General features: G+C 44.5%; 8 protein-coding genes. 7 read left to right on the forward strand and 1 reads right to left on the reverse strand.

All coding sequences use genetic code 11. The features are described from left to right. Nucleotides 1-48: 48 nt before the first annotated feature. On the reverse strand, nucleotides 49-2,400 hold the full coding sequence (locus CLV93_RS05325) for a transglycosylase domain-containing protein (RefSeq protein WP_106541135.1): 2,352 nt from the start codon (nucleotides 2,398-2,400) through the stop codon (nucleotides 49-51). Nucleotides 2,401-2,646: 246 nt separating this feature from the next. Between CLV93_RS05325 and topA the strand changes: the two genes are divergently transcribed. The 7 genes from topA to porN all read left to right on the forward strand — a co-directional run bounded on the left by topA (nucleotide 2,647) and on the right by porN (nucleotide 12,185). Beyond that, entirely contained in the window at nucleotides 2,647-5,055 is a 2,409-nt protein-coding gene (gene topA / locus CLV93_RS05330) for a type I DNA topoisomerase (RefSeq protein WP_106541136.1), read from the forward strand. A 105-nt stretch (nucleotides 5,056-5,160) separates the two neighbouring features. Beyond that, the gene (locus CLV93_RS05335; protein WP_170108869.1) at nucleotides 5,161-6,288 is read left to right on the forward strand and encodes an arginase family protein; all 1,128 of its coding nucleotides are present in this window, start codon (nucleotides 5,161-5,163) and stop codon (nucleotides 6,286-6,288) included. Nucleotides 6,289-6,412: 124 nt separating this feature from the next. Continuing rightward, nucleotides 6,413-7,354 carry a PorP/SprF family type IX secretion system membrane protein gene (locus tag CLV93_RS05340; RefSeq protein ID WP_106541138.1) on the forward strand — a complete coding sequence of 314 codons (942 nt, stop codon included), beginning with the start codon at nucleotides 6,413-6,415 and terminating at the stop codon, nucleotides 7,352-7,354. Nucleotides 7,355-7,401: 47 nt separating this feature from the next. After that, a complete protein-coding gene (gene porK, locus CLV93_RS05345; protein ID WP_106541415.1) occupies nucleotides 7,402-8,739 on the forward strand; it encodes a T9SS ring complex lipoprotein PorK/GldK in 1,338 nt (445 codons plus the stop codon). A gap of 31 nt (nucleotides 8,740-8,770) precedes the next feature. Then, complete coding sequence (porL, locus tag CLV93_RS05350; protein ID WP_106541139.1) at nucleotides 8,771-9,664, forward strand: type IX secretion system motor protein PorL/GldL; 894 nt, start codon at nucleotides 8,771-8,773, stop codon at nucleotides 9,662-9,664. A gap of 22 nt (nucleotides 9,665-9,686) precedes the next feature. Further along, complete coding sequence (porM, locus tag CLV93_RS05355) at nucleotides 9,687-11,237, forward strand: type IX secretion system motor protein PorM/GldM (protein WP_106541140.1); 1,551 nt, start codon at nucleotides 9,687-9,689, stop codon at nucleotides 11,235-11,237. A gap of 96 nt (nucleotides 11,238-11,333) precedes the next feature. Next, complete coding sequence (porN, locus tag CLV93_RS05360) at nucleotides 11,334-12,185, forward strand: type IX secretion system ring subunit PorN/GldN (RefSeq protein WP_106541141.1); 852 nt, start codon at nucleotides 11,334-11,336, stop codon at nucleotides 12,183-12,185. The last annotated feature ends 281 nt before the right edge of the window (nucleotides 12,186-12,466 follow it).

Here is a 12,466-nt window from a genome sequence, read left to right on the forward strand (position 1 = left end):
CGGAATGTTATTTCCGCCTTTTTTGTATAATTCAAATGCTTTTTTCTGTTAGAAGAAGTCATCCTGCGTTGTCGTCTGATTTTTCTGACTGTTCTTCTTATTCACCTCGTCACAATCGAGGTTGATATTGAAGTTCGGTGGACGGTCAAATTTGGTGTCCTGCGACAAATTCAGTGTTGAATCAGAATATAACTTATTCATGAAACGGCCGTAAATTGGAAGTGCCATGTTGGCTCCCTGACCAAAGTGAATGCCTTTAAAGTGAATACTTCGTAAGTCTGCTCCGGTCCAGACACCGGTAACCAATTCCGGCGTAATACCAATGAACCAACCGTCCGACTGGTTTTGTGTTGTTCCGGTTTTACCGGCAATGTCAGCGGTCAAATGTCCGTAAACCGGATGCCACCGCAGGCGCTGGCTTGTTCCCTCATTGACAACGCCTTCCATCAGGTTCAGCATCAGGTAAGCCGTTTTCTGGTCAATGGCTTCGTGCTGTTGAGGTGTGAACCGCGCCAGCACATTACCGTCCTTGTCTTCAATCCGATCGACGAAATAAGGCTTGGTATAAACCCCGTGATTTCCGAACGTTCCAAAAGCCCCGACCATTTCGTACAACGAAATATCTGAAGTTCCGAGGAACATCGAAGGTACTGCATCGATGGGACTAATAATGCCCATTTTTCGCATTACATTCTTCATGGCCTGAGGGTTGAATTTCTTCATGATCCAGGCCGAAATCTGGTTTACCGAATTAGCCAATCCCCATTTCAATGTTACCATTTGCCCTTCGCGCTCCGACGAAGAGTTCTTGGCTGTCCAGGTTGTTCCATCGGGCAGGTAGAATGTTTGTTCGGTATTGGGAACCAGCGTACAAGGTGAATAACCGTTTTGCATGGCTAGCGTGTAGAGGAACGGTTTCACCGTTGAACCTACCTGACGTTTCCCGCCGGTCACCATGTCGTACATGAAATATTTGTAGTTAGGGCCGCCTACGTAAGCTCTCACGGCTCCGGTTTTCACATCCATTGTCATCATCGACGACCGGAGATAGCTCAAATAATATTTAATTGAATCAAGCGGCGTCATGGTCGTGTCTACTTCACCTTTCCAGGAGAACACGCTCATCTCAACCGGTTTATTGAAGTTTTTCTTGATTTCTTTAAAGTTCAATCCCCGCTCATGAAGCACGTGGTAGCGCTCGCTTTTTCGAATTTCCCTATCGAGAATGTCGTCAATTTGACTTACAGAGAGGTCATCCGAAAACGGAGGATGCTTGAGTTCTTTCAGCTTGCTGAAGAAAGTGGGCTGTAAATCGGTACTCAAATGTTCCACCACTGATTGTTCGGCATCCCGTTGCATGCGCGAGTCGATGGTGGTGTAGATTTTCAAGCCATCGTTATAGATGTTGTAGTTGGTCCCGTCCGGCTTCAGATTCTTGGAGCACCAGCCATACAATGGATTGGTTTCCCATTCAATGGAGTCTTCTTTAAATTTTTCGTCCTGCCACGAAGCATAATTACTCCGGTCGGGTTTGGTGGCCGTCATAATTACCCGCAAATATTCAGTAAAATAAGTACCTGAACCGCTTTTAAAGTCTTCTCTCTTGTATTTTAAGTCGAGCGACTTGGTTTTTAGTGTATCAAATGCGGCCGGCGTCAGATAGCCGTATTTCGTCATCTGCGAAAGCACAACATTTCTTCGCCCAAGCACCATGTCCGGCCTTCGAACCGGGTTGAACAGCGACGGGTTTTTGGCCATGCCGACCAGCGTAGCCGCCTCGTCAACATTAAGGCTATCGGGTGTAGTATTGAAATAAATTTGAGCGGCAGATTTCACACCGACTGCCAGATTCAGGAAATCGAATTTATTCAGGTACATGGTCAGGATTTCCTCTTTGGTGAAACTCCGTTCCAGTTTTACCGCAATTACCCATTCCCTGAATTTCCGGATAACGAAATCGAGTTTATTTTCATATTGTTCCCGCGGGAAGAGCATTTTCGCTACCTGCTGCGAAATTGTACTACCTCCACCGGCACTTTCATTTCCGGTGAGAATTCCTTTGGCTACACGGAACAGACCGCGCAAGTCAATTCCGGAATGCTGGTAAAAACGCACATCTTCGGTTGCTACAAGGGCATTGACAATATTCGGGCTCAAATCCTCGAAACGTACATAGGTACGGTTTTCCTTGAAAAACTTCCGAAGCACTTCTCCATCGTGCGTATAAACTTCCGAAGCCAGAGCTGGTTCTGTGTTTTCCAATTCTTCGAAGGTAGGCATGAAGCCCAAATCTCCTTTTGCAATCAGAGTAAACAGAATTACAACTCCCAGTACGCCCAGAGCATACAAACTCCAGAACGCTATGAGGTATTTTCTGAATGGTTTTTTATTTTCTGTCATGGCGCCAATCCTAGTGAACACGGACAAAGATATAAAATTAATGTTCCTTCCGTTAAACTGATCTCAAGATCAAACAGGTGGAAGATGATGGTAATTCTAATGAAAATAAACGTTTTCAAGTAGATTCAATCAATAAAAAACCGTGCCGGTTTGACAAAGAAGCGAAGAAAAATTTTGAACATAGGTCGTGATTTCCTTTACTTTGCATAGTTTTCACTGCATAATGCATAATTATCGGGAAGGAAGATGGAAGAAAACCTAGTTATTGTCGAGTCGCCTGCAAAGGCAAAAACGATAGAAAAATTTCTTGGAAAAGATTTCCAGGTTACCTCGAGTTTTGGACACATCCGCGATCTGGACAAGAAAGATTTTGGTGTGGATCTCGAAAATAAATACCAGCCCAGGTATATTGTCTCCGACGACAAGAAGAAAGTTGTCAGCGAACTGAAAAAGATGGTGAAGAACTCGAAGCGGGTTTGGATCGCATCCGATGAAGACCGCGAAGGAGAAGCCATTGCCTGGCACTTGATGGAGGTGTTAAAACTTGATCCGGGTAGTACCAACCGGATTGTTTTTCACGAAATTACCAAGGATGCTATTCTTCATGCGATTGAAAGCCCGAGGAAGCTGGATAAAAACCTGGTGGATGCGCAACAGGCTCGGCGTGTACTTGACCGCCTCGTTGGATTTGAGATCTCGCCGGTACTTTGGAAAAAAGTGAAACCATCCCTTTCAGCTGGTCGCGTGCAGTCGGTAGCCGTTCGCCTGATTGTGGAGCGCGAGCGCGAAATCAACAAATTTGTTAGTACTTCCTCTTTCCGCGTCCGGGCTTTGTTCATGGTTCCTGATAAAAACGGACGATTGGCACCGCTCGAGGCCGAACTCGACAAGCGTTTCAATACGGCCGAAGAAGCCAAAGCATTTTTGGAAAAATGCGATGCTTCCGATTTCGATATTGCTGATATCGTTACAAAACCGGCCAAAAAATCACCGGCGCCGCCGTTTATTACTTCGACGTTGCAGCAGGAAGCCAGTCGAAAACTGGGATTTCCGGTAAGTATGACAATGTCAGTGGCTCAGCGGTTGTATGAAGCGGGACAAATCACCTACATGCGTACCGACTCGGTGAACTTGTCGAAACTGGCCATCGGTTCGGCGAAAGAAAAAATCTCCGAGCTATACGGCGATAAATATGTCAAAACACGGCAGTTTAAAACCAAAGCAAAAGGAGCACAGGAAGCGCACGAAGCCATTCGTCCGACCGATTTGAGAAAAGAAAATATTTCCGGTTCACCGCAGGAGCAGAAGTTATATAACCTGATCTGGAAACGCACCATTGCTTCGCAGATGGCGGATGCCGAGTTGGAAAAGACAACTGTTACCATTGATGTTTCCGGTGCTAAAGAGCATTTTGTTGCCAACGGTGAAGTGTTGAAATTCGATGGTTTTCTGGGAGTATACCTGGAATCGACGGATGATGAAGGACAGAATGAGGAACAGAAAGGATTGCTTCCTCCATTGAATAAAGGTCAGAAGCTGGATCTTGATAACATTATTGCATCGGAGCGCTTTACCCTGAAGCCACCGCGTTATACGGAAGCAAGTTTGGTTCGTAAGCTGGAAGAGCTGGGAATCGGACGTCCGTCAACTTATGCACCGATTATTACGACCATCCAGAACCGGAATTATGTGGTGAAGGAAGATCGTCCCGGCGTTGAGAGAAAATATAAGACGATTCTGTTGAAAGACAGCGATATTCAGGAAGAAGAAAAAACAGAAATTACCGGAGCTGAGAAATCGAAGCTCTTCCCGACGGATATTGGTTTGGTGGTAAATGACTTCCTGATGAAGTATTTCCCGCGCATCATGGATTACAACTTTACCGCTTCGGTTGAGGAACAATTCGATGATATCGCACTTGGAGGCTTGCAATGGTATGAAATGATTGATGCATTCTACCGGCCTTTCCATGAAAATATTGAAGAGGTGCTGAATGTTTCGGAACGAACCCGTGGTGAACGTATCCTCGGTAATGATCCGGCTACCGGAAAAGAAGTGTCGGTTAAAATTGGTCGCTACGGTGCATTTGCTCAACTCGGTGAAGCGTCAGAGGAATCAGAAGAGAAACCTCAGTTTGCCAGCCTTCGCAGTGGGCAGAGTATTGAGACTATTTCGCTGGAAGAGGCCCTCGAGCTGTTTAAACTTCCCCGCGATGTGGGTGAGTACGAAGGAAAGAAAGTAGTGATCGGCATTGGCCGGTTCGGTCCTTACGTGCGACACGACGGGAAATTTGTGTCGTTGAAAAAAGATGTAGATGATCCGCACACGATTGATCTGGAGCGGGCGATTGAACTCATTGAAGAGAAGCGGGAGAAGGATCGGAAAGCGATTATCAAAGTATTCGACGAAGAGGAGCCCGAAATTAGGGTGCTGCAAGGCCGTTGGGGACCTTATATAACGAGCGATAAGAAGAATTACAAGATTCCGAAAGGTACCGAAGCTGAAAAGCTGACGCTGGAGGATTGCAAGAAGATTATTGAAAAGGGGCCGGCATCAGGAAAGAAAGCAGCCAAAAAGACCACAACCAAAAAGAAAACGACCGCTTCGAAGACAAAAACAAAGTCGACGAAGACGACGAAGAAGAAAACAAAGTAAGAAACGAAGTCAGGGCAAACACTTATGGAGTTTGCCCTTTTTTATACTGAATTAATATTACCGCTTTACTACCAAACAACTTTCAGATTTCGTATTTTGCTGCCTATGTTAAACGACCTGCTTATTCCGGCTAACGAGTTGACCGTGGTTCGATTGTTTCAGGGAGCTTCTGATTCCCTGGGAAAACAATTGATTCAGGCTGACCTCTGGGAGGAGAACGAGAAGCTGAAAGTGGTGATTCTCGGTATTCCGGAGAGTCGTTTATCCCGGTTTGAAGGTCTGGAAAATGCTCCGGACATGATTCGCGAGCAGCTATACCAGTTGACAGCTGTTGGCGATTCTTCGTTGATTGCAGATATTGGAAATGTTCGCCCCGGAAATACACCTGCTGATACGTATGCGGCCGTTCGGATGGTCACGGAATCGCTTGTGTCGAAAGGTTTGCAGGTGTTGGTCCTGGGAGGAAGTCAGGACTTAACATTGCCCTTGTTGGAAGGCAGGCAGACTAAACGGCAAACGTTGACGGTTATCGATGACCGGCCCGATTATAAGGCTGGAGAGGAGTTCGGAACGGACGAGAATTTCCTGGAAAAAATTACGACTGGCACTACTCTTCGGTTATTGGGCCTGCAAGCCTACTTCTCGCCATTAGACAAAACGGACGACTTACTCAAACAGCATCGGGGCCTCCAATTGCCACTGGGGGACTTACGCGAAAATATTCGCGAAAGCGAACCAATGTTGCGTGAGGCCGATGTGATTAGCTTCGATTTCGGTGCCTTGAAAGCCCACGAAGCGCCCGGTCAGCAGCGGTTGTCTCCCAACGGACTTTATGGAGAGGAGGCTTGCCAGTTGGCATGGTATGCCGGAATGAGTACGAAGCTGAATATGACCGGTATTTTTGGCTATAGCCCCTCGCTCGATTTACAACGTTGGGGAGCTGTAATGGCGGCTCAGATTGGGTGGTATTTTTTGAAAGGAGCGATCGTGCAGAAAGATGAGGAGCCAGTGGGAGAAGCATCGGAATTTTTACATTTCATGGTTCCGGTTGGGGGGGTGGATGAGCCCATTGTTTTTCTAAAACATCCCGTTACCGGAAGGTGGTGGATGGAGGTAAATTCGAAAAAGAATGAAGAAGTTCGAATTGCCTGTTCTGAAAATGATTACCTTTTGGCGCAGAAAAATGAAATCCCCGAACGTTGGATTCGTTATTGGGGTGTGAATGAAATATAACCAAACAATAATAGTGGTAGAAGCGAGTTATTAACTTAACAGACTAAGCAATTTAAAAACGGTAGAATTAATCTTTTTTTGACCTGTTTTCAGGAGGGGATATTCGACAAGGTTGACGTAATCTATGAAGCGAATACTGATATTTTTGTTTCTTTTAATTATTGTTAATTTCGTTGCGAGAGCCCAGCAGGACCCACAGTTTAGTCAGAACATGTTCAATCATTTGACTATCAATCCGGGATTTGCGGGTAAAAGTGATGCAATTAATGCTTCATTGCTCAACCGTTTTCAGTGGGTAGGATTTCCAGGAGCACCAGTTACCACCGTTTTTAATGCAGATGCTACTGTTGGCCTTATCGGTCAGGAGGACGGTATCGGTTTTTCCGTAATGAATGATGAAATAGGCTATGAGAAAAATATTTCGGTTAGCCTAATATATGCCTGGCGTACAGATGTTGGGAACGGAAAACTGGGAACCGGAATTTCTATCGGTTTGATGAATAAAAACCTCAAGCCTGGTTGGAGTTCGGATGCCGGAGCTAACCTAATCGATCAAGGGGATCCGCTAATTCCTCAGAGTGAGGTGAATGCTTTAGTTCCAGATATAGGATTCGGGTTATTCTATGAACACAAAGATTATTACCTGGGATTGTCGGTGAAACATCTGAACCAGGCAGTTTATTCTTACGAAGAGAGTGGAAAATATTCGCTGGTAAGGAACTATTATTTTTCGGGCGGATACAATATTCGTTTATCCGACCCGTTATTTGAAGTACAGCCATCGTTATTGTTTAAGACAGATGCTGCCAGTTACCAGGTCGATGTAGATGTGAATGTGCGCTATAACAAGCGCGTATGGGGAGGACTGGGCTATCGGTTAAATGATGCTGTGATTGTTTTGCTTGGGACGGAGTTTCGAAATGGGATTAAGGTAGGATATTCTTATGATCTGACCATTTCACCGCTCGCCCGTTACAGTTCGGGTTCTCACGAGTTTTTTATCGCTTACTCGTTTAATCTGAACCGGAGAAGAGAACAAAAATATAAAAGCGTTCGATTTCTATAATAATACATTGAAGCGTGAAAATATTTGTGCCACATATGAACAATAATATGAGACGATTATTCTTCTTTGGTAGTGTAGTTGCCATCGTCCTGTCTCTGAGTAGTTGTAACCGCGGAACAAACGGTGAACTTGTTGGAGTGGGGAAACGAGGTAAGTATTTTGAGCCCACCCCTTTTGGAATGACCATGGTTCCCAGGGGAAGTTTTACAATGGGGCCGAGTGATCAGGATATCTCTCATTCGACCTCTCCCTCAAGAACTGTTTCTGTGGATGCATTCTGGATGGATGAAACGGAAATCACCAACAATGAATACCGGCAGTTTGTGTACTGGGTTCGCGACTCCATTGCTCGTCGGATGCTCGGACAGCAATTTGACGAGTTCCTGAACACGGAAGATCGGGATGGAAATCCGATCGATCCGCCAACAATAAACTGGGACGAGCGCATCGACTGGAACGACCCGGATTACAAGGAGGCACTTGCAGGGTTGTACTATGCGCCCAAAGATCGTTTGTTTGGCAAGAAAGAGATCGATACGCGGAAACTCAATTACAAATATTTTTGGGTTGACCTGAAGCAAGCCGCTAAGCGGGCTAATGCTTATGATTACAAAACCCAGAGTTATAAAGGAACCGTTAATGATATTGATGGTAAAGAAGTCCCGATCGAAGGCCGTTCCAGTTTTATCATGAGCGATGCGGTTAATGTGTATCCCGATACTTTGGTTTGGATCCGAGATTTTACCTATTCGTATAATGAACCCTGGGCTACCATGTATTTCTGGCATCCCGGTTTTGATGACTATCCGGTTGTTGGTGTGACCTGGAAACAGGCGAGAGCATTTTGTATCTGGAGAACCCGTTACAAGAATGCAGCTTTGGCGCAACAAGGTGAATATGCTGTTCAGGATTACCGGTTACCTTCGGAAGCTGAATGGGAATACGCTGCTCGTGGAGGACTTCAGAATTCGATGTATCCGTGGGGTGGTTACTATACCCGTACTCAGGAAGGTTGTTTCCTGGCGAACTTTAAACCTATGCGGGGAAATTATATCGATGATAAAGGACTGGCAACGGTTAAAGTCGGAACATACGATCCGAACGGATATGGATTGTATGATATGGCAGGTAATGTGGCCGAATGGACCATTACTGCTTATGATGAAGCTGAGTACAACTTCATGAATGACTTTAACCCGAACTATGAATATAATGCTCTTCCGGATGATCCTCCGGCGATGAAAAGAAAAGTGATTCGCGGTGGCTCCTGGAAGGATATTTCATACTTCCTGCAGGTAGGTACACGTACCTATGAGTATCAGGATACAGCGAAATCGTACATCGGATTCCGTTGCGTACGATCGTCATTTGGAGATGAATTTTAGAAAGGAATTAAACCATTAAATTGCTTTTGCCATGGGATTGACCGATTTTACGCATTCCAGACGATGGAAAGTCTTCATGAACTATGTGTACAGTATTGGAGCGGCCATCGTACTTTTGGGTGCACTGTTTAAACTTCAACACTGGCCCGGTGGTCCGATAATGCTGACCATTGGTATGTCAACTGAAGCGTTGATATTTTTCCTGTCTGCTTTTGAGCCTTCGAACGAACCGCCGGACTGGACCAAAGTTTATCCGCAGTTAAAAGAAGATTTTGCCCATCTGGATGCAGACGAACTTTTCGAAGAATCGCTGAACAGGAAGCCGAAGAGCTCATTCGATATGGATACCTTCCTGGAATCGACAGAAATATCGCCTGAGTTGCTGAATAAACTGCAGAAAGGACTGACTGATTTGAGTAACACGGCACAGAGTTTCGCCGATATTTCTTCTGCTACAATGGCAACAGATGTATATGTGAAGAACCTGAACGCTGCATCTGAGTCCATGAATATATTTGCTGAAGTAAATACAAGGGCTGGTGAGAGTGTTGACAGTACTATTAACAAAGTGGTTCATTCAGGAGAAAAACTGGCTGAGTCTTATCACGAGTTTGTCAATACCATTCAACGTGACTTCAAGGTATTAAATGATCATTCTGGCAACTATACCGAAGAACTGGAGCGCATCAATTCGAATCTTTCGTCTCTGAATGCCTCTTATGAAGTACAGTTGGAAGGAGCCCGCAAACAGGCTGAAACAGCTTCTTCAGTACACAAGGATTTTGCTCAGATGAACGAGTTACTGTCCAGTTCGGTACAAGAGGCTAAAAAATATCAGGCCCAGGCAGAAGAGTTAAATAAAAATCTTGAAGCGCTCAACAACGTATATGGAAATATGCTTGGAGCCATGAATATCAAGAAGTAATTCACCAAATTCTCGATTCGAAATGAGTGCAAAAAATTGTCCGGAAACTCCACGGCAACGAATGATTAGCCTGATGTATCTGGTGCTAATGGCTTTATTGGCACTAAACGTCGATAAATCAGTGCTGGATGCTTTTGAAACTGTGGATCGAGGGTTATCGACGACTATCGAGAATTTCAATTCGAAGAATGCCAGGGTTTATGCCGATTTCGCGAAGGCTGCTCTTGACAATCCGGAAAAATCAGGAAATCTGAATCTGGAGGCGAAAACCGTTAAAGCAAAAACTGACTCGCTCTATAATTATATTACAGAGCTGAAAAAGATGCTGGTGGTTGCAGCAGACGGTGAAGATGGTAATATCCATAACATTAAGTCGAAGGATAATACCCAGGTAGCGCCGGAATTGATGCTGGTAAAACACCAGGGGCGTTTAGGTAAAGAATTGAAGCAATCAATAGAATCGTATCGCAAGTATCTTTTGTCGTTGGTCGATCCCAAAGATACAGCGTTGATTGCAAGTATAAAAAGTAGTCTCAATACATCCGATCCGCCTCCGGTGGAAGGTAATTCGCCTTCATGGCAGGAGTCTATATTTCAGGGATACCCGTTGGTTGCTGTTGTAACCTTAATGTCGAAGATGCAGAGTGATATCCGTAATACCGAATCCGATGTGGCCAATTACCTGTATTCTAAAATCGATGCCACTTCGTTTAAGTTTAATAAGCTGAAAGCACAGATATTGCCGAAGACCGACTATGTATTGGAAGGCGGAACTTACGAAGCGAAAATCTTCCTTTCCGCAGTTGATACAACGGCTGAGCCTCAGATTCTGGTAGATGGTAAAAAAGTCCCGGTTTTAGAAGGTGAAGGAGTCGGAGAATATAAGGTTCCTGCGACGACCGAAGGAACTCACCACTGGAAGGGGTACATTAATTATAAAGGCCCATCGGGTCAAATCAGACAATATCCGTTTGAAGGTGAATACCAGGTGGCTAAACCGTCGATGACGGTGTCTCCTACCAAGATGAATGTCTTTTATGCAGGTCTGGCCAACCCTGTCTCGATTTCAGTGCCGGGTATTCCGGCGAACAAAATCATTCCGTCGATTACCAATGCAACAATGAAGTCGAATGGCCGGAATTATTTAGTGTATCCGAAGAAACCGGGAGTGAAATCGGTTATTACGGTGAAAGCCGAAATTGATGGCCATGTGAAGACAATCGGTTCGACTGATTTCCGGGTGAAAAGAGTACCTGACCCGGTGGCTACCGTCGGAGGTAAAAACGAAGGTCAGATTACCAAAAACGAATTATTACTCGAACAGGGAGTCTACGCTGAAATCCCCGATTTCGATTTCGATATGAAATTTACGGTAACCTCATTTGTGGTTTCAACTACACGGGGAGGTTTCGTGGTGGATAAAAAATCCAACAGCAATTTGTTTACTCCGGACCAGATTAACTTGATGAAAAGTCTTAACTCCGGCAGTAGACTGTATATTGAAAACATTGTAGCCAAAGGAGAAGACGGGACAACCCGTAACCTTTCGGCCATCAGTTTCAGAATCAGATAAACATCCTGCTGAACCTAATTTACGGGACGTAACAGAAATACTTAACTGATTCGCTAACTGGTAGATTATTAATTTGGAAGAACAAACTTGAGAAGAATGAAAAAGCTATTTTTGATTCTGTTTGCAATAGGGCTGGCTTGTGCCGCAACCCAGCCAGCAATGGCGCAGGTTATTGATGGTCCTTACCAGAAAAAAATTACCCGCGACCGGAAACCGGCTCCGCTTCCTGCAGTCAGAGAAGCTGATGTGTTTTGGTCAAAAACCATCTGGCGGATCATTGACTTGCGGGAGAAGATGAATCAGGATTTGTATTATCCTACCCGTGAAATGCATGGTCGGTTGAGCCTCATCAATCTTTTGTTGAAAGGCATTAAAGAAGGGCAAATTACTGCTTACGATGCTTCCACCGATAATGAGTTCAAGCTTCCGATGACGTTCGATCAGGTGAAGGAAGCATTTGGTGCTGTTCCTAAGATGGTAGAGCGAAGGAATTTTGAAACGGGAGAGATGGAAAATGTCAAGGTCGATCAGGATATTAACCCCGAGGATATTAAGCAGATTATGGTGAAAGAGGTTTGGTATTTCGATAAGCAAACATCGACGCTCCAGGTTCGGATAATCGGCTTATGTCCTATTCAAGAGTTTTTTCGTGACGACGACGTAAACCATGATCGTCCGCTTCGCAGAAAGGTATTTTGGGTATATTATCCCGAAGTTCGTCCGTTGTTGGCAAAATATGAGGTGTTGAATCCTTTCAACGATTCAAGAAGCCTTAGTTTTGACGATATTTTCCTGTTGCGCAAGTTTGACAGTTATATTACTAAGGAATCCAACATTTACAACGACCGTGCAATTAGTCAGTATGCTCAGGGACAGTATGCTACCAATGAATCGGAACGAATTAAAAACGAAATTTTCAACTTCGAACAGGATCTTTGGGAATATTAAATTCCTAGAATAAAATAGCACTCTCATTCAAGTTTATATACACCGGAGGATATTTCCTCCGGTTTTTTTGTGCTTCTAAAAGAGCACTGTTCTCTATCGTTTATATTCTACTCATTTCATCGTCATTTGGAAAATAAGATGATGACTTCGAGAAAAAGCTACTCTCAAAAAAGAACCGTTTCTCTTCTTGTCTTTATACTGTTCTCATCAAATCTTTGTACGTTTCTCCTTACTCTCTTTATACTGTTCTCGTCGAAGCTTAATACGTTTCTCACAGAAGC

Origin of the sequence: Prolixibacter denitrificans (assembly GCF_003014495.1) — a bacterium.
GTDB lineage: Bacteria > Bacteroidota > Bacteroidia > Bacteroidales > Prolixibacteraceae > Prolixibacter > Prolixibacter denitrificans.